Annotated in this window: 26 protein-coding genes; 14 read left to right on the forward strand and 12 right to left on the reverse strand. The window is 56.6% G+C overall.

From position 1 onward, the window contains the following. Positions 1-94: 94 nt before the first annotated feature. Complete coding sequence (pepT, locus tag IM265_RS03375; protein ID WP_136485857.1) at positions 95-1324, forward strand: peptidase T; 1230 nt, start codon at positions 95-97, stop codon at positions 1322-1324. Here the strand turns inward: pepT and tehB are convergent. Then, positions 1321-1914 carry a tellurite resistance methyltransferase TehB gene (gene tehB / locus IM265_RS03380; protein ID WP_193030602.1) on the reverse strand — a complete coding sequence of 198 codons (594 nt, stop codon included), beginning with the start codon at positions 1912-1914 and terminating at the stop codon, positions 1321-1323. The genes pepT and tehB overlap by 4 nt on opposite strands. Next, complete coding sequence (gene tehA / locus IM265_RS03385; protein ID WP_193030600.1) at positions 1914-2915, reverse strand: dicarboxylate transporter/tellurite-resistance protein TehA; 1002 nt, start codon at positions 2913-2915, stop codon at positions 1914-1916. The genes tehB and tehA overlap by 1 nt, the downstream gene beginning before the upstream one ends. A 122-nt stretch (positions 2916-3037) precedes the next feature. On the opposite strand from tehA, the gene ydcK reads away from it, so the two are divergent. After that, positions 3038-4018, forward strand: a complete 981-nt coding sequence (ydcK, locus tag IM265_RS03390; protein ID WP_193030841.1) for a YdcK family protein — start codon at positions 3038-3040, stop codon at positions 4016-4018. Here the strand turns inward: ydcK and rimL are convergent. The 4 genes from rimL to IM265_RS03410 all read right to left on the reverse strand — a co-directional run bounded on the left by rimL (position 4013) and on the right by IM265_RS03410 (position 8603). Further along, positions 4013-4561, reverse strand: a complete 549-nt coding sequence (gene rimL / locus IM265_RS03395) for a 50S ribosomal protein L7/L12-serine acetyltransferase (protein WP_193030598.1) — start codon at positions 4559-4561, stop codon at positions 4013-4015. The two genes, ydcK and rimL, sit on opposite strands and share 6 nt — an antisense overlap. Positions 4562-4606: 45 nt before the next feature. Beyond that, entirely contained in the window at positions 4607-6262 is a 1656-nt protein-coding gene (locus IM265_RS03400; RefSeq protein ID WP_150143742.1) for a glucan biosynthesis protein D, read from the reverse strand. Between the two features lie 242 nt (positions 6263-6504). Beyond that, positions 6505-7278, reverse strand: a complete 774-nt coding sequence (locus IM265_RS03405; protein WP_193030596.1) for a transporter substrate-binding domain-containing protein — start codon at positions 7276-7278, stop codon at positions 6505-6507. A gap of 155 nt (positions 7279-7433) precedes the next feature. Next, positions 7434-8603, reverse strand: a complete 1170-nt coding sequence (locus tag IM265_RS03410; RefSeq protein ID WP_193030594.1) for a pyridoxal phosphate-dependent aminotransferase — start codon at positions 8601-8603, stop codon at positions 7434-7436. Positions 8604-8717: 114 nt separating this feature from the next. Between IM265_RS03410 and IM265_RS03415 the strand changes: the two genes are divergently transcribed. Next, a complete protein-coding gene (locus tag IM265_RS03415; protein WP_063942485.1) occupies positions 8718-9560 on the forward strand; it encodes a LysR family transcriptional regulator in 843 nt (280 codons plus the stop codon). On the opposite strand, the gene IM265_RS03420 is transcribed toward IM265_RS03415, so the two are convergent. Then, positions 9547-11052 carry a carboxylesterase/lipase family protein gene (locus IM265_RS03420; RefSeq protein WP_193030592.1) on the reverse strand — a complete coding sequence of 502 codons (1506 nt, stop codon included), beginning with the start codon at positions 11050-11052 and terminating at the stop codon, positions 9547-9549. The two genes, IM265_RS03415 and IM265_RS03420, sit on opposite strands and share 14 nt — an antisense overlap. Before the next feature lie 19 nt (positions 11053-11071). Continuing rightward, complete coding sequence (locus IM265_RS03425) at positions 11072-12439, reverse strand: VOC family protein (RefSeq protein ID WP_193030590.1); 1368 nt, start codon at positions 12437-12439, stop codon at positions 11072-11074. Between the two features lie 506 nt (positions 12440-12945). Here IM265_RS03425 and IM265_RS03430 point away from each other — a divergent pair. From IM265_RS03430 to IM265_RS03465, 8 genes are all read left to right on the forward strand, one after another. Beyond that, on the forward strand, positions 12946-13131 hold the full coding sequence (locus tag IM265_RS03430) for a general stress protein (RefSeq protein WP_004150795.1): 186 nt from the start codon (positions 12946-12948) through the stop codon (positions 13129-13131). A gap of 94 nt (positions 13132-13225) precedes the next feature. Further along, a complete protein-coding gene (locus IM265_RS03435; protein ID WP_008502272.1) occupies positions 13226-13720 on the forward strand; it encodes a ferritin-like domain-containing protein in 495 nt (164 codons plus the stop codon). A gap of 23 nt (positions 13721-13743) precedes the next feature. Beyond that, positions 13744-13947 (forward strand): hypothetical protein, encoded by a 204-nt coding sequence (locus IM265_RS03440; protein WP_008502273.1) that lies wholly within the window; start codon positions 13744-13746, stop codon positions 13945-13947. Between the two features lie 25 nt (positions 13948-13972). After that, positions 13973-14479 carry a ferritin-like domain-containing protein gene (locus tag IM265_RS03445; protein WP_028013107.1) on the forward strand — a complete coding sequence of 169 codons (507 nt, stop codon included), beginning with the start codon at positions 13973-13975 and terminating at the stop codon, positions 14477-14479. A gap of 17 nt (positions 14480-14496) precedes the next feature. Next, positions 14497-15369, forward strand: a complete 873-nt coding sequence (locus IM265_RS03450) for a manganese catalase family protein (protein ID WP_028013106.1) — start codon at positions 14497-14499, stop codon at positions 15367-15369. Positions 15370-15436: 67 nt separating this feature from the next. Continuing rightward, entirely contained in the window at positions 15437-16840 is a 1404-nt protein-coding gene (locus IM265_RS03455; RefSeq protein WP_028013105.1) for a cytochrome ubiquinol oxidase subunit I, read from the forward strand. After that, on the forward strand, positions 16840-17850 hold the full coding sequence (cydB, locus tag IM265_RS03460) for a cytochrome d ubiquinol oxidase subunit II (protein ID WP_028013104.1): 1011 nt from the start codon (positions 16840-16842) through the stop codon (positions 17848-17850). The genes IM265_RS03455 and cydB overlap by 1 nt, the downstream gene beginning before the upstream one ends. Before the next feature lie 8 nt (positions 17851-17858). Continuing rightward, positions 17859-19484, forward strand: coding sequence for an alpha-amylase family protein (locus IM265_RS03465; RefSeq protein WP_063942488.1), 1626 nt, complete (start codon positions 17859-17861; stop codon positions 19482-19484). On the opposite strand, the gene IM265_RS03470 is transcribed toward IM265_RS03465, so the two are convergent. The 4 genes from IM265_RS03470 to IM265_RS03485 are packed head-to-tail and all read right to left on the reverse strand — an operon-like array spanning position 19485 to position 21978. Continuing rightward, a complete protein-coding gene (locus IM265_RS03470; protein ID WP_193030588.1) occupies positions 19485-20471 on the reverse strand; it encodes an SDR family oxidoreductase in 987 nt (328 codons plus the stop codon). It abuts the gene before it with no gap. Between the two features lie 17 nt (positions 20472-20488). After that, positions 20489-21007 carry a 2-oxo-tetronate isomerase gene (locus IM265_RS03475; protein ID WP_063154030.1) on the reverse strand — a complete coding sequence of 173 codons (519 nt, stop codon included), beginning with the start codon at positions 21005-21007 and terminating at the stop codon, positions 20489-20491. Positions 21008-21018: 11 nt separating this feature from the next. Then, the gene (locus IM265_RS03480; RefSeq protein ID WP_028013100.1) at positions 21019-21465 is read right to left on the reverse strand and encodes a DUF421 domain-containing protein; all 447 of its coding nucleotides are present in this window, start codon (positions 21463-21465) and stop codon (positions 21019-21021) included. Between the two features lie 9 nt (positions 21466-21474). After that, the gene (locus IM265_RS03485) at positions 21475-21978 is read right to left on the reverse strand and encodes a hypothetical protein (RefSeq protein ID WP_048959564.1); all 504 of its coding nucleotides are present in this window, start codon (positions 21976-21978) and stop codon (positions 21475-21477) included. Between the two features lie 139 nt (positions 21979-22117). Between IM265_RS03485 and IM265_RS03490 the strand changes: the two genes are divergently transcribed. The 3 genes from IM265_RS03490 (at position 22118) to IM265_RS03500 (ending at position 24562) form a co-directional block, all read left to right on the forward strand. Then, positions 22118-22507: a YdeI family stress tolerance OB fold protein gene (locus tag IM265_RS03490; protein ID WP_193030586.1), complete on the forward strand. Its 390-nt coding sequence runs from the start codon at positions 22118-22120 to the stop codon at positions 22505-22507. A gap of 64 nt (positions 22508-22571) precedes the next feature. Beyond that, complete coding sequence (locus IM265_RS03495; protein ID WP_028013098.1) at positions 22572-23456, forward strand: SDR family oxidoreductase; 885 nt, start codon at positions 22572-22574, stop codon at positions 23454-23456. A gap of 182 nt (positions 23457-23638) precedes the next feature. After that, on the forward strand, positions 23639-24562 hold the full coding sequence (locus IM265_RS03500; protein WP_028013097.1) for a LysR substrate-binding domain-containing protein: 924 nt from the start codon (positions 23639-23641) through the stop codon (positions 24560-24562). The last annotated feature ends 7 nt before the right edge of the window (positions 24563-24569 follow it).

The following is a 24569-nucleotide window of genomic DNA, read 5'->3' on the forward strand; positions in this document are numbered from 1 at the left end:
TTAATTCGACGGCTAATTAATTCTTTTGCCATTTCATAAATAACATTAAAGTGAAGTGGCAAACACCCGAAAAATAAATAAGGAAGAAAACACTATGGGCTCGCCGCTTTCCAGACAATTAACGCACCGTTTTTTCCGCTATCTTGCGATTACCAGCCAGAGCGATCCGAAAGTGAAAACTCTGCCCTCGACGCCGGGCCAGCACGACATGGCGCGAGAGCTGGCACAGGAGTTGGCGCAGCTGGGGTTAGACGACATCGTGATTGACGAATTCGCGACCGTGACGGCAGTGAAAAAAGGCAACGTGCCCGGCGCGCCGCGCATCGGCTTTATTACCCACATTGATACCGTAGACGTCGGTTTATCACCGAATATTCATCCACAAATATTAACGTTTAATGGTGAAGATCTCTGTCTGAATAAGGAAAAAGACATCTGGCTGCGCGTGAACGAGCACCCGGAAATTCTGGCTTATCCGAATGAGGAGATTATTTTCAGCGACGGTACCAGCGTATTGGGCGCAGACAATAAAGCGGCGGTGACGGTGGTAATGACCGTACTGGAAAACCTCACCGCTGAGCATCAGCATGGCGACATTGTGGTCGCGTTTGTGCCCGACGAAGAGATTGGCCTGAACGGCGCCAAGGCGTTGGATCTAAAACGCTTCGACGTGGACTTTGCCTGGACCATTGATTGCTGCGAGCTGGGAGAAATTGTTTACGAGAATTTTAACGCGGCAGCGGCAGAGATCCACTTCACCGGCGTGACGGCGCACCCGATGTCCGCCAAAGGGGTACTGGTGAACCCGTTATTGATGGCGACCGACTTCATCAGCCATTTCGACCGCCAGCAAACCCCGGAGTGCACCGAGGGCCGCGAGGGCTATATCTGGTTTAACGGCATTCAGGCCGGACAGAACGACGCCGTGCTAAAGGCTAATATTCGCGATTTTGATAAAGCCAGCTTTGCCGCCCGCAAGCAGCAGATTGCGGACGTCGCCGCGCTGATTGCCGCCCAACACCCGACGGCGAAGGTCGACTATCGCATTGAAGATACCTACAGCAACATCAGCAATGCGATTGGTGAAGACCGGCGCGCCATCGACCTGATGTTTGAGGCGATGGAATCGCTCGGCATCACCCCAAAACCGATCCCTATGCGCGGCGGCACGGACGGTGCGGCGCTGTCGGCAAAAGGGCTACTCACCCCGAACTTCTTCACCGGCGCGCATAATTTCCACTCGAAGTTTGAGTTCCTGCCGCTGTCGTCGTTCGAGGCGTCTTACAAGACTGCCCTGCAGATCTGCCTGCTGGCCGCCCGTTAAGCGGGCTTGCGCGCCAGCATGGTGGCAAAGCGCAGCTTGATGCGGTTGCCGTTTTCATCGGTGCGATGCAGTTCGCCAACCTCTTCGTTGTATTTGAGCAGCTCCCAGCCTTCGTAGTAGCTGCTCAGCTCACCGCTTTTGAACGCAAACGGGAAGCCGACGGTGCACGGGTAATCCGCCGTGTCCATCGCGGCAACGATCAGGTTGTAGCCGCCGGGTTTGGTGCAGCGCTGCATGTTGGCGATAAGGCCCGGAATGGTTTTCGCCTCCAGGAACATCAGCACCACGGTGGAAAGAATAAAGTCGTACTCGCCGTCAAAGCTCAGGCTGTTAAGATCTTTGACGGCAGTGTGCAGATTCTCAATCCCTTCTGCCGCCTTGATGCGCTCAATGTTATCAAGGCTCATCGGGTTTTTATCCCAGGCGGTCACCTCGTGGCCGTTGGCCGCCAGGTAAAGGCTGTTGCGGCCATTTCCGCAGCCCAGATCCAATGTCTTGCCGGGCTTTACGATCCCCGCGCTGTACAGCACCTCTGAATGCGTACGGGTTAAGCCATATTTCTCTGTGAAGTAATTTTCATCGACAGCCATTATTTTTCCTCAGATTGCATAAGCAGTGCCTTATCAGTGCGCACCAGAAGTTTGCCCTGAATCAGCAGAATAAACGTACGGACCAACAGCATCCCAATGATGAGATTGGTAAAGATAAACAGCGGCACGGCAATGGCGTGGAAGAATCCAGACGAACTGCCGTGACCCAGATGCAGCCCGGTGGTAGCCAGAGCCGACACGCCAAACGAGAAACTCCAGAAGGAGGCGTTAAACGGCTGAGACACATACCACGGCAGCAGGCGCAGCATAAAGAGCAACTGCAACAGGCCGTAGCCGAACAGCATTTTGGCGAAGGTGTCGGCTTCCCCACCGTTGACGCTAAACCAGGCGCTGCACGCCACCAGCGCGGGAGCCAGCTGAATGCCTAAAGCGGTGCGCTGCGCGGTGGGAAGCTCCCCGGCGCTGCGAAGACGCTGGAGGATCACCGGCTCCAGGCTGAGCCAGGAAAAGACGCCCGCGCCGAGAAAAATGAGCCCTGCATCGTTGAACCCCAGAGCACCGCACGCCATCGCGCTGATGAAATTATTCGCCACCGTCGGCAGATACAATCCGGGCGTGGTGGCCTCCTGCGGGTGCCTGCCTCGCCAGAGCCCGGCGCTTTGCCAGGCGGAATAAGCAAGCTGTAACACCACGCCCACGCCGAACAGCGCCAGCGATACCGGGCGGAACCAGGGCACAAAACCGATGGCGACCAGCATGGTGGTGGCCGGAAAAAGGCTGACGAAGCTGCTCATTACCGGGTGGCGCATCTCTGCCAGCACGCTGTGCGGGAAACGGATCGCACGGGTAATAAACGCCGTCGTCAGTAAAAACCAGCAGGCAACTGCGAGAGCGACCAGAATCTCACCCGGCCAGCGCGTCACCGGCCACAGGGTGCTGGCGTATCGCCAGGCGAAACCCATGCCGATGATGCCCAGCACCATGCCAAAATAGCCTGCGGGAAGGTTAAGCGCCTGTTCAGGTTTGTTTAATTTATCCATTAATTTGAATTTTTAAAATGTATTTTAAATGCCATTTTAAGGGGTTTCAGCAACGGATGCCAGCACAACGGAAAGCCGAAAGTTTGCTACGTTTAGTGAAGACGCATATCAGGGATCCCATGATGAATAAGTATCGGCTCAGCGAAGAAACCCGGCTCTGGCAATGGAAAGATGGCGAAACATCCCACTCAACGACGCTGCGGCAGATTATCGCTACGGTGGACTTTAACGATGTGAAGGCCGGCACGAAAGGCGGCTGGATTGACGATGAGCGCGCCCTTGCGCAGGACGGAGACTGCTGGATCTACGATGAAAACAGCGTGGTATTCGCTGGCGCAACCGTGTCCGGCAACGCGCGCCTGACCCTGCCGTGCACCGTCAGCCATGACGCGCATATCGGCGATAACTGCTGGCTTGACGCCGCAGAGGTCAGCCACGGGGCGCGAATAAGTGACAACGTCACTATTCAGCACTCCTGCGTGCGGGGTGAGTGCCATCTCTACGGCGATGCGCGCGTGCTGCACAACAGCGTCATCATTGCCGCTAAAGGACTCACGCCGGACCACGACCAGATCCTGCAAATCTACGGCAAGGCGACGGTAAGCCGATCGCGCATTGTGCATCAGGCACAAATATACGGCGAGGCGATGGTGAATAACGCGTTTGTTGAGCACCGCGCCGAAGTGTTCGACTGCGCGATCCTCGAAGGTAACGAACTCAACAACGTCTGGGTGTGCGACTGCGCCAAAGTTTACGGCAACGCCCGCGTGATAGCCGGTTTCGACGATGACGCCATCCCTACCGTGCGCTACAGCTCTCAGATTGCCGAGAACGCCGTGGTGGAAGGAAACTGCATCATCAAGCACCACGTCCTGATCGGCGGTCAGGCATGGCTGCGCGGCGGGCCGATCATGCTGGATGATAAAGTGGTGATTCAGGGACGCGCGCGGATCAGCGGCGACGTGCTGATTGAGCATTGGGTAGAAATCACCGACGATGCGGTGATAGAGGCCTTTGCTGGTGAGAGCATTCACCTGCGCGGTGAAAAGGTGATCAACGGCGACCAGCGCATCACCCGCACGCCGCTGCTGGGGGCGCTATAGGGTATAAATTTTGCCGTAGATGTTCACATCGTCATAGGCGCCATTGAGGTATTCCGCTTCCCGCAGGCACCCTTCCAGCGTAAAACCGTTGCGCAGGGCCACGCTGTTGCTGTGCTGATTCGCCACCCGACACTTGATCACAAAACGGCGGATCTCTCCGCGCTCAGCGTAGTAGCGCATAAACGCCTGCAGCGACTGCGAGAGGATCCCCTGCCCCTGATGTGCTTCATCCAGCCAGTAGCCGATGTACGCGGCTTTGTTGGCAGGCTCAATCGCATTAAACGACAGTACGCCGACCAGCGCATCCTCCCTGAAGATCAAAAACATTTTGGCGTAGCCGCGCTGGTGCAGCATCTGGTTACTCTGCACGTTGCGTCGGGTGTCATCTTCAGTCCCCACGTGCTGCGCCCAGTCAAAAGCGGTTTGCAGAAAGGCTCTGTTTTTGACGACGAGGTTATGCAGTTCGGCGGTGTAGCGCTCTTCGACGGCGCGAAGCTCGAGCGCGTCAGATACGGGAATAGTTTCGGATTGTGTTGCGGTCATTGCCCCTCACCCTAACCCTCTCCCACAGGGAGAGGGAATCGATCGTTAACGCATTACCCGGTCATCAACGTAATGACGTTTATCCGGCGCTGGCGGGAAATACTGATACAGCCAGGTTTCGCTGATGGCATCGCCCTGGCAGCGCAGGAACAGGCGCATATCCACCGGCTCCGTCGAATCCGACGTTGGGTACCAGTCAAACAGAATGCGATACCCGTCAAACGGCTCAACGTAAAGGATCTCAACCTGCTTCGCTTCACCGCTGGAGAGCGAAATCACCGGCTCGATGCCCTTCGGCGCAGCGGCCTTCAGGTCGCCGCCGACGAAGTCGATAGCAAAGCGACGGGCCCACACTTTCGGATAGTGTTCGCCCGGTGCCCAGCCCTCCGGGAAGCCGCCCATGCCGGTACGGGTCGCGTAAACGTTGGCCAGCGGGGAACGCACCGGCGGCTGCGCGCTCCAGTAGAGACGATATTTAAAGTCCAGCTCGTCGCCCGCTTTCACCGGTTTTTCCGGCTGCCAGAAGCAGACCACGTTATCCAGCGTTTCACCGGTGGTTGGGATCTCCATCAGCGCGATAGATCCTTTCCCCCAGTCATTGCGCGGCTCAACCCACAGGCTTGGGCGCTTGTTATACCAGCCCATCACGTCCTGATAGTGGGAGAAATCGCGATCGAGCTGCAGCAGGCCGAACCCTTTCGGGTTTTTGTCCAGATAGGCATTAAACTGCAGCTTCTGCGGGTTATTGAGCGGACGGCAGATCCACTCCCCGTTGCCGCGCCACATTGCCAGGCGGTCGGAGTCGTGGATTTGCGGGTGAATGGTGTCGCACATGCGGCGTTCGTTGTTGCCGCAGCTGAACATGCTGGTCATCGGCGCGATGCCCAGCTGCTTAATGTCCTTACGCGCGTAGAGATGGTTTTCCACCTCCATGATCACCTGGCTCTTCTCGCAGTGGATCACGAATTTATAGGCACCGGTGACGCTCGGGCTGTCCAGCAGCGTATAGACGGTAAAGGTGGTGTCACCCGGCTTGACGGTTTCAAACCAGAAGGAGGTGAAGTCCGGGAACTCTTCCGGGGTGTCGGTAAAGGTATCTACCGCCAGACCGCGCGCGGAAAGCCCGTACTGGTAGGTATCGTCCACCGCACGGAAATAGCTCGCCCCGAGGAAAGAGACGATATCGCGGCGCGCCAGCTCAGGCGCTTTAAAGGCGCGGAAGCCCGCAAAGCCGAGATCGCTTTGCCCTTCCAGCTGTTTGGTATCGACGCCCGTGTCTCCGTAGCTGAACAGCTCAGGGCGGAAGTGGATCTCGCGCGCCATAGAGGTAGACTGGTCCAGCGAGAACATCCGCACGCGGCGGCGGAACCCCATTCCCATATGGAAGAACTGCACGTCCAGCTGACGCCCTTCAATGTTGTTCCACAGAGACTGTTTTTCATCGTAGCGGATGGCGTTATACGCCTGCGGCGTCATGGTCGCCAGCGTCTCCGGCAGCGGACGCGGCGCGCCACCCCACGGGGTTTTCGCCAGGTCATGCGCCATGGATTGCAGTACGGAGAAGTCAAACCGACGGCTCTGACCGTCAGCGATGTCAGAGTCAGCCGCGTATGCCGCTTTGGAAAACAGGGAAGCAAGGCCGGAGGTGCCGCTCAGGGCTGCCACAGCCAGCGAGCCTTTTAGAAAACGTCTGCGATTCATGCCTGGAAAAACGTCCTTATGGTCGTGTGAATGTGTTTCGCGCTCGGCGAAATGACGGCAAGAAAGAACGCACAGCCTAAACAAAAATGGTTAAGAATCCAATTGTTGGCCGGTGATTATCTGAACAAAGTGAGAAATATTTTCTGTCGACCAGAACGGCCCGAAAGTGGTGTAAAGAAAGCCTGGAAAATGTGTATAAAAATGCCCCGTCAGGACATCAGCTGACGGGGCCAATGAGGCGGTTATTTTACGCTGACATCGATACCCGGGAAGTACTTATCAGCGAGTTTGGCGATCGTGCCGTCGGCACGTACTTTATCAATGGCGGCATCAAGCTGCTTTTTGGTGGCCTCGTCACCTTTGCGCAACCCAAAGCCGATCCCACTGCCGAGGATAGTGTCGTCAGACACCGGTTTGCCGATGAAGCCAAACCCTCTTCCCTGCGGCTTGCTGAGGAAACCCGCCTGCCCGGCCGCGGACATGACCAGCGAGGCGTCAATGCGGCCATTCAGCAGGTCGCCCCAGGCCATATTCTGATCTTTATACGACACCACGGTGACACCCTGCTTTTCCCAGTGCTCTTTGGCATAGGTTTCCTGAATCGACCCCTGCAGCACGCCGATGGTTTTTCCCTTCAGCCCTTCAGGCGTTGCTTCGACCGCCGTACCGGCCTTGCCCACCAGCTGAGACGGAATGCGGTAGATCGGCTGGGTAAAATCGATGCTCTTGCGGCGCTGTTCGGTGATATTCATCGCCGAATTGATGGCGTCAAACTTCTTCGCCACCAGCCCCGGGATCAGCGCGTCAAACGAGGTTTCGACCCAGCTGCACTTCAGCGCTGCCGCTTTGCAGATGGCATTTCCCAGCTCTACGTCAAACCCTTCCAGTTCGCCTGCCGCATTACGGCTTTCAAACGGCGGATATTCCGCTTCCAGACCGTAGCGCAGCTCGGTGGCCGCGAAGGAGGAAAAAGTACACAGCAATCCCATGCCGACAACTAACGCGCGTAATCTCATCTCATACTCCTCAGAGCCTATCCCAGTAGGCGTAATTGTTGAAGACAGTTTGGTACCGGACAGCGCACAGAAACCGGAACGTACATGTAGTACGTGAGGATTTCGAGCACTGCCCGGTGCCAAAATGGCGAATAAAATAGCCTAATGGGATAGGCTCAGCGTGGTTTAACCCGACACAGGGCTTGAGCACCTGCCCGTAACGTCGCCTCATCTTTCGCAAAAGAGAGACGAATCAATTTATTATCCGTGCCGTCGGCATAAAACGCCGACAGCGGAATGGTGGCAACACCGTACTCAACAATCAGCCGCTTCACCAGCTCGCTGTCGCGCTCGTCGCTGAACTGGCTGTAGTCCGCCAGCATAAAGAACGACCCGGCGCTCGGCAGCAGGGTAAACGGCGAATCGGACAGCAGGCCGTGCAGCAGATCGCGCTTACGCTGGTAAAACGCCGACAGCGACAGCCAGGTTTGCGGATCGGTCATGTGTTCTGCAAACGCGTATTGCATTGGCGTATCGGCAGAGAACATCAAAAATTGATGGACTTTACATATCTCGTCCATCAGCTCTGCGGGTGCCACACAATAACCCACGCGCCAGCCGGTGACGTGATAGGTTTTTCCGAAAGAAGAAATAATCACGCTACGTTCCGCCAGCTGCGGGTGCGTGGCCATCCCGTGGTGCGGTTCCCCATCAAACACGACGTGTTCATACACTTCATCAGACAAAATAATGATGTCGGTATTGCGCGTCAGCGCCGCCAGATGCTGCAGGTCATTAGCGGAGAAGACCTGGCCGCTCGGGTTGTGCGGCGTATTGATGATGATCATGCGCGTGCGCGGGGTGATTGCCGCACGGACCTCATCCCAGTTGACGGCAAAATCCGGCACCGTGAGCTTGATGGCGATAGGCGTTGCCCCCTGCAGACGAACAATCGGCGCGTAGCTGTCAAACGACGGCTCAAAGTAGATCACCTCATCGCCAGGGTGCACCAGCCCGCTTATCGCCGAATAGAGCCCTTCGCTGGCGCTGGCGGTGACCAGCACCTCGCTGGCAGGGTTATACTGCGTGCCGTAGAGCGCGGCAATCTTATCGGCGATGCGTTCTTTGAGCGGCTGCAGGCCGGTCATCGACGCATACTGGTTATGCCCTGCCTCCATCGCGCGGGTAACGCCGGCGATCAGCTTCGGGTCGCAGGAAAAATTCGGTGCCCCCTGAGAAAGGTTGATGGCGTTATGCTGGGCCGAAAGCTGGCCGATAACGGTAAAAATGGTGGTCCCCACGTCTGGCAGCTTGGAGCGCGTTTGCACCGGCGTTCGTAAAGTCATCCTCTTTCCCTTCTCATGGATATTGCATAACTATTCAAACAACAACTCCGTTGCCGGGACAATCGAATTGTTGTCATAATAGCCATGAGAAAAATGCATAGCTGAGGTGTTTCAATGTCACGCCGTTCGCTCCCGCTCAATGCCATCGACGCATTTTTAGTCACCGCGCGTCATTTGAATCTTACCCATGCCGCCGCGGAACTCTGCCTGACGCAGGGGGCCGTGAGCCGTAAGATTGCCTCCCTTGAAGCCTGGTTTGGCTTTCCGCTGTTTGAACGCCACGCGCGCGGGTTGCGCCTCTCCCCGCAGGGCAGCGCCCTGCTTCCCGAACTGCAGTCCTCCTTCGAACAGCTGCTGAGCGTGGCCGACCAGGCCCGCAGCCAGCACACGGTGATCCGCCTCAAGGCCCCCACCTGCGCGATGCGCTGGCTGGTGCCGCGCCTGCTGGAAGTGGAGCGCGAGCAGCCGGATCTGCAGATCGCGCTCACCACCACGACCGATCATAACGTCAATTTCAAAACCGAATCTTACGATGCCGCCATCGTCTTCGGCACGCACATGAGCGCAGGCGATCTGCTGTTCGAAGAGGCGCTGACGCCGGTGTTCAGCCCCGTGCGAGCGGGTGCCGCGCTGGGTTCGCTGACGTTTCTTCATCCGACAAGGGATAAGACAGACTGGTCACTGTGGCTGGCGAATCAGGAAGGTCCGGGCTTTGCTATGCACAAAAATCAACACTTCGATACGATGGATCTCGCCATTACCGCCGCCATTCAGGGGCTGGGCATAGCCATTGCCGACGAAACGCTGGTGGCAGAAGATATCCGCGCCGGAAGGCTAATGCGGCCCTATGAGACCAGCATTAAAACCGGCGCGAGCTACCGGCTGGTGCTGCGCGAAACGCCTTGTCAGGAGAATGGTCTGGCGGCGTTTCGCGCCTGTTTGCTTAATCGAGGCTGACGTGGTGCTTCATCACGCGCTTGAAGAGGCTCATGCGGGCGCGCATAAAGCGGTTTTCAAGCCTGAAACCTGCATGTTTATTCACACCAATACGTAACAGCACGTCCCGTCCTTTGCGGCAGGCGGGCCAGCGCGTCGGCCCGTGAAGGGTGTCATGCGTTCCGGCATCGCGCGCAAAACTCACCCAGTAATCAGCCACCTGGGCGGCAAACGCCAGATCCCGTTCGTTAACGTACTGGCGCGAAGGCTCCACCTGCCCGAGGGTATCGAACGCGTACGGCACCTCATTGCCGTGCCAGGCACCGTTGATATAGGTGGCGTGTTCCGCTTCGGCCACATAGTCAAACCAGTAGCGCCAACAAAGCCCGCCGACGCGCTGCTGGGCCTGCATCACCACGTAGCCCATAGTGGTGAAGGCCATGTCGCGGCACACCTGCCTGCCGAGCTCCTCGTCGCCCTTCACGCCCGGATAAAGCAGCTTGATGAGCCCCAGCCCGAAGCGGCGCTCCCGGCGAAGCTTCTGGATCTGCCCGGCGAGATCGACACCAAACACCGCCATCACGCTGGCTTCATCGCTGTTGGAGCCAATCATCACCGGCACGGGATGCTGGCGGGCGGCGAAAAAGACGTCCAGCATCGCCTCCGGCAAAACGCAATCCCCAACGATAGGGGCCGGAGCGACGTTCAGCGGCGCGGTCAGCGGCCAGAACGCCTCGGGCGGGATCGCGCGCAGCTGCTCTGCCGTCGCATTATCCAGCCCGAAGTGGGCGGCCAGCGCTTCCCCTTTGTGCAGGGCCTGCGCGCGCGGCGTATCCGGCAAAGTGTACCCGCTTTGCACTATCGCCTTATGGAATAGTCCTTTCGCCAGCGGCGAGGCCAGCAGCGACAGCACGCTGCGCGCGCCGGCGGATTCACCAAACAGGGTCACGTTATTCGGGTCGCCACCAAACGCGGCAATATTATCCCGCACCCATTCGAGCGCGGCGATCTGGTCCAGCAGGGCAAAATTATGCACCACCCGCTCCTCTTCCCCTTCCAGAGCGGGATGGGCGAAGAAGCCGAGATGGCCGAGACGGTAGTTAATCGTGACGACAACCACCCCGCGGGATGCCAGGGCTTTGCCGTTATACGGCGGCAGGCTTCCGGCACCGATCGTAAACCCACCCCCGTGCAGCCAGACCATGACCGGCAGCGGCCCGGTACGGTCGATAGGGGACCAGACGTTCAGATAGAGGCAGTCTTCAGAAAACTGGCCGGGATCGCCCCCGCCCAGCTCCTGACAATATTCACTGCTTTGCCAGCTTGAGGGCGAAAAGTCGGTAGCTGCACGCACGCCATCCCAGCGTTCCGGCGGCCGGGGTGAGCGCCAGCGCCAGTCGCCAACGGGCGGTGCGGCATAGGGAATACCGCGCCAGAGGTGAACGTTTTCATCGGTTAAACCAGACAGTGCGCCCTGGCGCGTTTCAACCACAGGGGCGGAAGGATTTTGCATAACGACCTTATTTTTTCCATCACACCCCTGAAGAGTAACGATTTAAGAGCAAACCGCAACGCTGTTTGCTGCGCGTTTCCGCCTCCTCGTAGAGCGTAAATTCGTCATACACCGGGCAGCCGAGCGCGGCTTCAAACGCATTGCGGCTGGCATTCCCGTGGCTGCGCGCCTGGGTTTCATTCCCGAGATTGGACTGGAAAATCCCCGCCGCGCTGACCGGAAGGAAATCTTCGTAAATTATCGGCTGGGCCACCACCCACCCGCGCTCAATCAGCGGCTGCGGGTCATCCCCCGGACGAAACGCGTGACGATGGGCCTCTCCCGCCGGGGTCAGGCGATAGCGAAAATACGCCAGCTCCTGACGGCGCAGGAACATTTCGCTGTCCGGGAAGGCGCTGAAAATCTCCCGCAAATGCAGCTGGTGCGTGAGGTTATCTTTTCCGGTTCCGGCCTGGGCCAGCAGGCTATCGTACAGTTCACGGCCTTTCGGGGTCAGTGCCACGCCGCGCTGTTCAATTTCACCGAAGCGCGCGGTGTGGGTGCCTTTATGTTCCCCGGCGAAAAGCACCGGTTCTTCGAGGGCTTTAAAGCTGGTCTGACGCAGCAGGATCGGCACTTCACGACGCGGCGGCCCTTCGATCAGAATTTTGGGCTCAATCCCGTACTTCGGCATCAGCTCCTGCACCCGGTCAATGTCCAGCGTGCGCGGCGTGAGGTGGTTGATATGGCACCCCGGGAAGCAGACCACGTCAGCTATCAGGCGGTGCTCGTTACTCAACGCCAGGTAGGTCTCCTGGTCGACCGTTGCATGACGGTGCCAGCGGAAGGTTTCTAACGCTTCCTGCACAAACTCGTGCGCCTGCGCTTCGGTAAAGTGCCCTTCCGACTCATGGAGGTCAATAAGTTCCAGACAGCGCGGCGTAAAGATGTTCCGCTGAGAAAGAATTTCTGCCGCCCGCTCGCGTAACGCCACGTTTTCAATCAGCTCAAGGCGCAGCAGTGAGGTAAAGATACGAAACGGATTGCGGCACAGCGCCGCATCGTCAACCGGACGAAACGCCGTTGAGTGGACCGGTACCCCCGCCTGAGAAAGATCGTAATAGCTGACCGGGAACATGCCCATGATGGCAAACATACGACGCAGGGTGGAAAGCTCTTGTGCCGTACCGACGCGGATCGCCCCGTGACGCTCCACGTTCAGGCGCGCCAGCTCGTCGGCGTTCGCCAGTTGTTCATGTAATAGTGGATTATTTTCCAGAACCGCCAGGTTTACGTCCGCGACCAGCTCAAGCAAGGTGCCGTACTGCGGAACTTCCTGCTGGTACATCGCCGACATAGCCTGCGAAAAATGTTCCCGAATATCATCAGCCGTGATGGTGTTCGCCATGATGTCATGCCTCCAGTGAATATTACCTGGAGTGTAGAGAAGGCCGTTCCTTCCGGGGGGAAGAATTTCTGATTTGTGATCTTAAGACGCCAGTGGTTAAACCGTGTGCTACCGCCCCCTGTCAGCCGCCTCGTCATCTTTTTCCAGGATTTTCCTTATGATTCATATCGGCTATTTTTTCTAGCCCTTAAGGGGTAATTTTCTCCTAATCACCGCTTGCAAATTATTCGTTTTTGCTAAGCCATTATTATTGGCCTCAACCTTCCGCTTTTTAAATGAAACTTAGGACTAATCCGATCATTTGTTTACAAGTCCTTCCCACACTTCCATATTTCCAAACCAAGCGAAGCGCAAACGCAGCAATAATTAAATATAACGCAACCGCTAATGGCGAAACGAATTTGACGTATGCCTCACAGCGACTAGAGTTATTACTCGAACGACGAGTGATACGGAATATTTTCGTATCGTACTGACATAACCAATATATGACTATGAGGTTTAATATGGCAGAGCATCGTGGTGGTTCCGGTAATTTCGCTGAAGACCGTGAAAAAGCATCAGAAGCTGGACGTAAAGGCGGCCAGCACAGCGGTGGTAATTTCAAAAACGATCCGCAACGCGCATCTGAAGCGGGTAAGAAAGGGGGACAGAACAGTCACGGCGGAGGCCGTAAATCTGATAACTCCTGATCTTATTTAGTACTCTTTTAATAAAACCTGAGAGCATGCTGCGGGCTGAAAAGCTCGCAGTACCCTTTCCTTATTTTACCGGAGCGTAATTATTATGAATATGAAAAGTGTTGAGGATGTATTTATTCATCTTCTGTCCGATACCTACAGCGCTGAAAAACAACTTACCCGAGCGTTAAGCAAACTCGCTCGCGCCGCCTCCAGCGAGAAGCTGAGCGCCGCCTTCACCGCGCACCTGGAGGAGACGCAGGGTCAGATTGAACGTATTGACCAGATCGTCGAACAGGAAGACGGTATTAAGCTCAAGCGCATGAAGTGCGTGGCAATGGAAGGCTTAATTGAAGAAGCCAACGAAGTTATCGAAAGTACGGAAAAAAATGAAGTGCGTGATGCCGCGTTAATTGCCGCTGCGCAAAAAGTGGAGCATTACGAAATAGCCAGCTACGGTACCCTTGCGACCCTCGCAGAGCAACTGGGCTACAAAAAAGCCGTTAAACTTCTTGCCGAAACGCTGGAAGAAGAGAAAGAGACCGACCTTAAACTCACCGACCTGGCCGTTGGCAATATTAACCAAAAAGCGCAGAAATGACGCGATAAGACAGGTTAAATAAAATGAGCATCAGTCCCAGGACAATTAAACGGTGCCATTTAGCGGCAGCAATAATATGGTTCATTCTCGCTATCCCTTCCGTAATATGGTGGAAGAATAGCGTGCTATGGGTCATTATCATCAGCATTTACGCCAATATTGTCGGCCACTTATCTGGCTACAGTGCCGCACGTGCCGATCAGGCTGCTGAAAGTGAGACCAAATAAGCGAACCCCTAATGAGGATACAATGATGAATCACGTAGAACACTACCATGACTGGCTACGCGATGCCCATGCAATGGAAAAGCAAGCCGAATCTATGCTGGAGTCCATGGCCAGCCGTATTGATAATTATCCTGATGTTCGCGCCAGAATTGAGCAACATATTAATGAGACAAAACGGCAAATTACATTGCTGGAGGAAATCCTCGACCGTAATGATATTTCTCGTTCGGTCTTAAAAGACTCGATGAGCAAAATGGCGGCCCTGGGTCAATCCATCGGCGGTATGTTCCCGTCCGATGAGATCGTTAAGGGCTCGATCAGCGGCTATGTCTTCGAACAGTTTGAAATCGCCTGCTACACCTCCCTGCTCGCTGCGGCGAAAAAAGCGGGCGATACCGCCTCTGTGCCTGCCATTGAGACGATCCTCGCAGAAGAGCGCGAAATGGCCGACTGGCTGATTCGCCATATCCCGCAAACGACGGAACAGTTCCTGCTGCGTTCGGACGCAGACGGTGTCGAAGCGAAAAAATAATCCACAGGAGAGTGCCTATGTTTCGACACGTCAAACAGCTGCAATATACGGTTCGCGTCGCCGAACCGAACCCCGGTCTTGCTAACCTTTTACTGGAACAGTTTGGCGGACCGCAGGGCGAACTGGCTGCCGCCTGCCGTTACTTCACTCAGGGCCTGAGCGATGACGATCCGGGCCGCAAGGATATGCTGATGGATATCGCCACCGAGGAGCTAAGCCACCTCGAAATCATCGGTACGCTGGTTGGTATGCTGAACAAAGGTGCCAAAGGCGCGCTGGCGGAAGGGGTGGAAAATGAGGCTGAACTGTATCGGTCCATGACCGAAAACGGTAACGACAGTCACATCACCTCCCTTCTCTACGGCGGCGGTACCCCGCTCACTAACTCGGCGGGCGTGCCCTGGACGGCAGCCTACGTCGATACCATCGGCGAGCCGACGGCGGATCTGCGCTCGAACGTGGCGGCAGAGGCCAGGGCGAAAATCATCTATGAACGGCTGATTAACGTCACTGACGATCCCGGAGTGAAGGATGCGCTGGCGTTTCTGATGACGCGTGAGGCGGCGCATCAGCTCTCCTTTGAGAAGGCGCTGCAGTCCATTCGTAATAATTTCCCGCCGGGAAAACTGCCGCCAATCGAGGAATTCACCAACAAGTACTACAATATGTCTGAAGGTGGAGAGGTTCGCGGAAGCTGGAACAGCGATAAGCACTTTGATTACGTTGAGTCTCCTCAGCCTGCGGTTGATGGCGGAGACGGTAGCGCCAGCGTGACGCTCACAGCTGAACAGGCAACCCTGGTTAAGGCGATGTCTGCCCGCACCAAGTCCGATCCCCATTCCGACCCGCTGACCGGTGCCGAGCTGGGTGCCGGAAAGAGTAAACCGTAATCGGTTTTGCCGGGCATCCTGACCTGCCCGGCAATTCTCGTGCCCCATTGCTTCAGAGGTACGGACCATGTTCGAACTTGATGCATTTCATCTCGCCAGAATTCAGTTCGCTTTTACCGTCTCGTTTCACATTCTTTTCCCGGCGATCACCATCGGTCTTGCCAGCTATCTGGTCGTGCTTGAAGGCATGTGGCTGCGCACCAAAAACGACGTCTGGCGCTCGCTGTACCACTTCTGGCTCAAGATATTTGCCGTTAACTTCGGGATGGGTGTCGTTTCCGGGCTGGTCATGGCGTATCAGTTTGGCACCAACTGGAGCGGGTTCTCCCAGTTCGCAGGCAGTATTACCGGTCCCCTGCTGACCTACGAGGTGTTAACCGCCTTCTTCCTGGAAGCCGGCTTTCTTGGCGTAATGATGTTTGGCTGGAACAAGGTCGGCCCTGGGCTGCACTTCTTTTCAACCTGCATGGTGGCGCTCGGCACGCTGATGTCGACCTTCTGGATCCTCGCCTCAAACAGCTGGATGCACACCCCGCAGGGTTTTACTATCGAGAACGGGCAGGTCATTCCGCAGGACTGGCTGGCGATTATCTTTAACCCCTCCTTCCCTTACCGCCTGATTCATATGGCCATCGCCGCCTTTCTGAGCAGCGCGCTGTTTGTCGGCGCGTCGGGCGCATGGCACCTGCTGCGCGGCAATGATACCCCTGCCATACGCACCATGTTCTCCATGGCGATGTGGATGGCGCTGCTGGTTGCCCCCATTCAGGCCGTCGTGGGCGATATGCACGGCCTGAACACGCTTGAGCATCAGCCAGCCAAAATTGCCGCCATAGAGGGGCACTGGGAAAATCCGCCCGGCGAAGCCACGCCGTTGCTGCTGTTTGGCCTGCCCGATATGGACGAGGAGCGCACCAAATACGGTCTTGAAATCCCCGCGCTCGGCAGCCTGATCCTGACGCACAGCCTCGATAAGCAGGTCCCGGCGCTGAAGGACTTCCCGAAAGAGGATCGCCCAAACTCGACCATCGTCTTCTGGTCGTTTCGCATCATGGTCGGAATGGGCCTGCTGATGATTACCCTCGGTCTGGTCAGCCTCTGGCTACGCTATCGCCACCGGCTCTACCACTCGCGTCCGTTCCAGTGGTTTGCTCTTTGCATGGGGCCCGCGGGTCTGGTGGCGCTGCTCGCCGGCTGGGTGACCACCGAAGTGGGCCGCCAGCCGTGGGTGGTTTACGGTTATCTGCGCACGATTGACGCGGTCTCCCTGCACAGCACCCTGCAGATGAGCATCAGCCTGCTGGCGTTCTTCGTTGTCTACTCGTCGGTGTTTGGCGTGGGCTATGTATACCTCATCCGGCTGATTAAGAAAGGCCCGCAGCCCGTCGATACGCTGACGTCAAACACGTCGGGCACCCCCGCCCGTCCGCTGTCTGCCGCGGAGTCTGTTCCGGAACAGGAGAGAAACTGATGGGCGTCGATATCTCTGTTATCTGGTTTGCCATCATCGTCTTTGCCACGCTGATGTACATCATTATGGATGGCTTTGATTTGGGCATCGGCCTGCTGTTTAACTTCGTGGGCGATGCGAAAGAGCGCGATGTGATGGTCAACAGCGTAGCGCCCGTATGGGACGGCAACGAGACCTGGCTGGTGCTTGGCGGTGCGGGGCTGTTCGGCGCGTTCCCGCTGGCTTACGCGGTGATCATTGATGCGCTCACTATCCCCCTCACCGCGATGCTGATCGGCCTCATCTTTCGCGGCGTCGCCTTTGAGTTTCGTTTTAAAGCGACGCCTTCGCACCGCAAGTTCTGGGACTACTCCTTCGCCGGTGGCTCTCTGCTCGCCACCTTCAGCCAGGGGATCGTCGTGGGGGCGGTGATCAACGGCTTTGAGGTAGAGGGCAGACGCTTTGTGGGCTCGCCGCTTGACTGGCTGACGCCCTTTAACCTTTTCTGCGGTATCGGCCTGGTGGTCGCCTACACGCTGCTGGGCACCACCTGGCTTATCATGAAAAGTGAAGGCGCCCTGCAACGCCGCATGCGCGAGCTAACCCGCCACGTGCTGCTGGCCCTGATGGTGGTGATCGCGGTTGTCAGCGTCTGGACGCCGCTCGGCTGGCAGTACGTGGCCGACCGTTGGTTTACCCTGCCCAACTTCTTCTGGTTCCTGCCGGTTCCCCTGCTGGTAGGCCTGTTTAGCGTGTTGATCTGGCGGCTGACCCGCAACCCGGCCAGCCACTCGCGCCCCTTCCTGCTGACGCTGGGGCTGATCTTCCTCGGATTTAGCGGCCTGGGTATCAGCCTGTGGCCAAACATTATTCCGCCGCGCATCACCCTGTGGGAAGCCGCGGCGCCCCCCGCCAGCCAGCTGTTTATGCTGGTCGGGACCCTGCTGATAATTCCGGTGATTCTGGTGTACACCGCCTGGAGCTACTACGTCTTCCGGGGCAAAGTTTCGGATACTGAAGGCTATCACTGAGGAACGCTATGACGGACTGGCATACACGGGCCATTATCTACCAGATTGATACCGCGCTTTTTTACGATATGAACGGCGATGGCTGCGGGGACATCGCCGGGATCGCGGCCAAGCTGCGCTATATTCGCCGCATGGGGGCGACGGTTATCTGGATCACCCCGTTTTACCTCACGCCCTTTCTCGATGAGGGCTACGACGTCAGCGACCATCTGCAGGTGGATCCCCGCTTCGGAAAACTGGCCGATATCATCGCCTTTATCGAACAGGCCCGGGAGCTGGGCATGCAGGTTATTATTGAGCTGCTGATCCAGCACACCTCGGACGCCCATCCCTGGTTCCAGCAGGCCCGCCGCAGCCCCGCCTCGCCCTATCGCGATTACTATATCTGGTCGGATAACGACGACGACGATACGCCCCCCATGTTTCCCGGCGTGGAAAAGAGCGTCTGGAGCTGGGACGACGAGGCGGGACAGTATTACCGGCACATGTTCTACCGCCACGAGCCTGACCTGAACCTGACCTCGCCCGCCGTGCTTAAGGAGATTGAGAATATTATCCTCTTCTGGCTCAAGCTGGGGGTGTCGGGATTTCGGCTGGATGCCGCATCTCACCTCACGAAGCAGGCGGGCAGCGGTGACGAGAAAAAGGGCCTGTGGATCCTGGAGCACATGCGCCGTCTTATCGAACAGCGTAATCCGGACGCGATCCTGCTCGGCGAAGTGGACGTAGACGTTGAGGTTTATAAAGACTATTTCGGCAATAACGACCGCCTGCATCTGGTGCTCAACTTCTGGCTCAACAAGTATTTCTACGTCAGCCTGGCCAGAAAAAGCGCCCGCCCGCTGCGCAACGCGGTGAAGAAGATGATCGTCCCGCCAGATTCATGCTGTTTTGCCAACTGGCTGCGCAACCATGACGAGCTGGATCTGGAAGGGATTAGCCAGAAAGATAAACAGTTCGTGCTCGACACCTTCGCCCCTGACGAGGAGATGAACGTCTATCAGCGTGGGATCCGCCGACGTCTGGCTCCGATGCTGAATGGCGATCCAAAGCGGCTGGCGTTCTGCCACGCGGTGCTCTTTTCCCTGCCGGGCGTCCCGGTGATGCGCTACGGGGATGAGATCGGCATGGGTGACGACCTTGAACTGGAGGAGCGCTACGCCGTTCGCACCCCAATGCAGTGGGCGGGTTCACAGGGCGGTGGTTTTTCGGCGGCCGATCCTGAAAAATTTATTGCGCCGATAATCGACCACGGGCCCTACCGCTATCAGAAAATCAACGTCGCCGATTCGCTGCTCCACCGCAACTCACTCCTGCACCGGATTATTGATATTGCCAATACCCGCTCGGAGTTCCCCGAAATTGCCGTGGCGCCCTTTCGCCTCATCACCCTCAATCATGACGCGGTGCTGGGGATCTATTACGAGACCGACGAGCGCAGCATTCTGACCTTCGTAAACTTCAGCGACCAGCCGGTGCAGTTCACCGCCAGAGGGATCCGCAACGCCACCTGGACCGCCTGCCTAGCGGATAAACGCTACGACGACGCGCTGGTTTGCGGCAAAACCGTCGAACTCAGTATTGGCGCCTACGGCTACCGCTGGTTCTGGACGCACCGCAGCGCGCTGCGCTGATTAGCGTTTCCGGCGGGTTATCAGACGCGTCAGCATAAGCCCCGCCACCGCGAGGGCCCCCAGCGCCACCTTGCCCGGCATACCCGAGGTGACGGACGTAGCGCGGTTCTTCGCTTCGTCGGTAAAACGACCATGGATTTTGTGCAGGTCGTCAATCGGCTGGTCGAGATAGTCCCGCCGATCCGCTGCGTTCAGATCGTCGGTCATCTGGCCTTCCCAGGCTTTTTTTACCATCAGACGGTCAAGGTAGCCCGGAAAGAAGAATTGCCCGACGATGGACTGGATAGTGCTGCTGCCCACCCACAGCTCGCGCACCGGTTTCTGCGCAACCTTAAAGATGGCGCTGGCGGCCACTTCAGGCTCAAAGACCGGCGGCACCGGTCGCATCGCCCAGGCGAACTTATTCCTTGCCCATTCGAACTGCGGCGTATTGAGCCCCGGCATCTGCACCATGGAAAGCTGAACCCGGCTGTTCTCGTGCATCAGCTCCGTGCGCACCGCATCGGTGAACCCGCGGATCGCCGCTTTGGCCCCGCAGTAGGCCGACTGCAAAGGGATGGAACGGTAGGCCAGCGCGGACCCCACCTGAATAATCACCCCCCTGTCGCGGGGCACCATTAGCTCCAGCGCGGCGCGGGTGCCGTTAACAAATCCGAGATAGGTAACATCTGTCACGCGACGAAACTCATCCGGCGTCAGGGTACGAAACGGCGCCAGTACGGCCCCCATCGCATTGTTGACCCAGACATCAATCGCCCCGAGGCGATACTCGATCTCGTTAGCCGCATCCACCACCGCCTGACTGTCGGCGACGTCCGCCTGCACCGCGTGGGCATTAACGCCGAAGCGGCGCAGCTCTTCCTGGGTGGAGTGCAGGCTGGCTTCATCGCGGGCGATAAGCCCCACATCGTAACCTGCCTTTGCAAATTTCAGCGCCGTAGCTTTTCCCACGCCCGCCGTCCCGCCGGTAATCACTATGACCGCCATAGAACCTCCGCGTGAATTTAGCCGTTATTGCCGTCCGACAATGTTGTCACCAGTTCAGCGAGCGAAAATTGCACCGCTTTTTCCACCACATCCTGGCAGTCGCCGGAGAAAAGGACGGTGCGGGTTTTCGTCTCACCGCAGATATTCCAGGCAAAGCAGACCGTTCCCGCCGCCGTACCGTCATCGCCCCCTTCCGGACCCGCGTAGCCGCTGATGGCGATGCTGATATCCGCCTGGGCAATGTCGCGGATGCTGGCGGCCATCTCGGTCACCGTCTGTTCACTGACGGCGGTATAGCGCGCCAGCGTCTCCGGACGCACGCCGAGGATCCGCGATTTGGCCTCATCGCTGAACACAACCAGCCCGACGTCATAAAAATCGGCCGTGTTTTCCTCTGCACACAGCGCCACCGAGAGCTTTCCTCCCGTGCAGGATTCCGCGGTGGTTAAGCGCAGCCCGGCATCGGTTAATTTACTCGCCAGCTTTTTGGTGAGTTCACTCACGGTATAATGACTGTCGTGTAAAAGATTGCTCATCTTGCCGCCTCTTATTTTTCAACAGGAATGATTGAAATATGTCCATTGCGCTCAAGTATGGCATATTTAATTTCGCTAAGTTCTGTAATGCCATTATTTTGACGCGCTGACACCAGAATATCATCACAAGATACGTCGACTTTTTTTAGCTTATCCGCTAATGGAACGCCATTCTCAACCAGAATCACAGGGGTCCCATCAAGAATATTCTCCACCGGGGAAAAATATTTCTTCATTAGGCCAAATATTATGTCAACGACCACCAGTGTGGTAATGGTAATCATTGCGCCGGTAACGGAGAAATCCTGCCCCAAAAGCGCCTGCTGCGTCGCCTCACTAATAATTAAGAGGAGGATGAGATCAAAGCTGGTCATCTGCAGCAGCGCCCGTCGCCCTGCCACTTTAAATACCACCACGAGAAACAGATAAATCGCCAGCGCGCGAAAGACCATATCCATATCAGCCTCCTAGGGGTAAATAAATTGCCAGAGGTTAATCTCCGGCTCGTTGTTGACGCGGATGACGGTGTTCCATTTACCGGCTCTGGAAGGTGTCGTGAAGTATAAAACAGAGAAGTTGTCTGATTTTTGCAGGTCGTCATAGACCAAATAGAGGGTTTTGCCGTGGCTATACATTTTGTCTGGCTGCGGCCAGACGCTGCCGGGCTCGTATACGTCGCTGCTGTCGGTGGTCAGGCTGAGGGTATAGCTGCCCTCCGTCTTCACCGGGAAGGTGACCTGCATTCTTGACTCCGTCTCCCGCCGGCCGAAGCGTTCATAGTTTATGCTCAATGAGTTAGCGGAATTGGTTTTGGCCGTATCGCTCACCACCCCGCTGGAAAACAGACCAGCAACCGCTGCGATGATAATAGCCAGAAGGACCACAAAACCCACCTGGCGAAATGAATATTCAAACCTCAACAAGCGATAACTCTCATCTATCCCGGGTAACTTTTCATTTTCATGCTTCATAGTCGTTGTCACCGTTTCGCTTATTTCAAGATAGTTTTGATTTCCAAAGAAAATGTTTTTAAGACTTATCACATTTGCCACATAAAGGAATAGCAACAATACTTAATATGTCAAGACACTCAAAAATGAAGGATATCAGATGAAATTATCACTTATTTCCGCTTTTTTGATATTTCTGGTTCCAGCTTCATGGGCAGATAATAACGGCGGGTTACAAAAAGGTGAAGCACCGCCACCGCCCCACGCGCTGGACAGCGGATATCGTGGAACCGACGACGCGCGTATTATGACCATCGATCAGGCAAAACAATTGCACGATGGCGCGACAATTTCATTGCGCGGTAATCTTATTGACGGTAGCGGCGATAAGTTTGTATTCCAGGATAAAACCGGAAAAATCGACGTTATTATTCCCCAGGCAGTCTTCGACGGCAGAACGGTAAAACCCGATCAGATGATCAGTATCAACGGTTCGCTTGATAAAAAATCATCGCCTGCCGTCGTTCGTGTTGATCGTTTGCAGAAATAATTCAGCGAAGCGTTAACGCTGCAACTATCCATCAAATCTCACCCCTTGGCTTAAGGAGTCAGCTATGAGTGATACTACACAACGTACGAACGCTTACCCGAAACCCCCGTTCCCGGAACAGCCGCAAACGCCGCCGGGACTGGCGTCTGAAATGCAGCCTGTACCCGACCACGGTGAAACAAGCTATAAAGGGCATGGCCGCCTTGCCGGCAAAAAAGCGCTGATCACCGGTGGTGACTCCGGGATTGGACGCGCAGTGGCTATCGCCTACGCCCGCGAAGGGGCAGACGTCGCCATCAACTATCTGCCTGAAGAAGAGAAAGATGCCGCCGAGGTCATCGACCTGATCAAAGCGGAAGGCCGCAAGGCCATCGCGCTGCCCGGAGACGTCCGGGACGAGACCTTTTGCCAGAATCTGGTCGAAGAAGCCGTTTCGAAGCTGGGCGGGCTGGATATTCTGGTCAACAACGCAGGCCGCCAGCAGTTCCGGGAATCCCTTGAAGAGCTGACCACTGAAGATTTTGACGCGACATTTAAAACCAACGTTTACGCCCCCTTCTGGATCACCAAGGCCGCCCTGCGCCACCTGAAAGCGTCGTCCGTGATCATTAACACTTCCTCCGTTCAGGCGGTGAAGCCCAGCCCCGTACTGCTGGACTATGCCCAGACGAAGGCCTGTCTGGCGGTGTTTACCAAATCCTTAGCCAAACAGCTGGGTCCGAAAGGCATTCGCGTCAACGCGGTCGCCCCCGGCCCGTACTGGACGGTACTCCAGTCCAGCGGCGGCCAGCCGATGGAGAAAGTGAAGGAGTTCGGGGGGGATACCCCGCTGGGTCGTCCGGGACAGCCCGTCGAGATTGCCCCGCTGTACGTCACGCTGGCCTCGGATGAGTGTTCCTTTACCTCCGGTCAGGTATGGTGCTCTGACGGCGGCGACGGCGTGATCTAAACCGGTTTGCAGTTTATCCCTCCGCAGTGAGCAATAAATGAACAAGGACGTTCATCACCCACCTCGCCTGAAAAACATGTTGTAACTCAAACAGATCAAATGTTAAAAATATTTTGCTATCAAGTTATCAAAATTAAACAACTTAACTTGTCACCCGCATCGCTCTGTTTTTAACATCGCCTATGGAAAAAAATGGTCTGTTCAGTCAGCGCATACGCTTGCGCCATTTGCATACATTTGTGGCCGTCGCTCAACAGGGAACGCTGGGGCGCGCGGCTGAAACTCTTAACCTGAGCCAGCCCGCGCTCTCAAAAACCCTTAACGAGCTGGAACAGCTGACCGGCGCCCGTCTATTTGACCGCGGTCGGCTGGGGGCACAGCTGACTCTGGTGGGCGAACAGTTCCTGACGCACGCCGTGAAGGTTCTTGATGCGCTCAACACCGCAGGCCAGTCCCTGCACCGAAAAGAAGAGCAGACCAGCGAGGTGGTGCGCGTCGGCGCCCTGCCAACCGCGGCGCTGGGGATCCTGCCGCCCGTTATTGGTCAGTTCCACAAGCAGCAGCGAAATACCACTATTCAGGTTGCCACCATGAATAACACCATGCTGCTCGCGGGGCTGAAATCGGGTGAGCTTGATCTTGGTATCGGTCGAATGTCCGACCCCGAGCTGATGGGCGGTCTCAATTATGAACTGCTGTTCCTGGAATCCCTGAAGCTGGTGGTTCGACCCGATCATCCCCTGCTGCAGGACACGGTGACGTTAAGCCGGGTGATGGAGTGGCCAGTGGTGGTTTGCCCGAAAGGGACCGTTCCGCGCCAGGCCGCCGAAACCTTGCTGCAGATGCAGGGGTGTACGCTACCCTCAGGGTGCATCGAAACGCTTTCGGCTTCTCTTTCGCGCCAGCTTACCCTGGATTATGACTACGTCTGGTTCGTCCCCTCCGGTGCGGTAAAAGATGATTTGCGTCAGGGCACGCTGACCGCCCTGCCGATCGCCTCCCCCGGTGCGGGTGAACCCATCGGTATTTTGACCCGGGTGGATACTCCCCTTTCCACGGGCGCACAAACGCTGCTGAGCGCTATCCGTAAATCTATGCCTGTCTGATTCCCTT

Origin of the sequence: Enterobacter cloacae complex sp. P17RS (genome assembly GCF_014895885.1) — a bacterium.
In the GTDB taxonomy this organism is placed as follows: domain Bacteria; phylum Pseudomonadota; class Gammaproteobacteria; order Enterobacterales; family Enterobacteriaceae; genus Enterobacter; species Enterobacter bugandensis.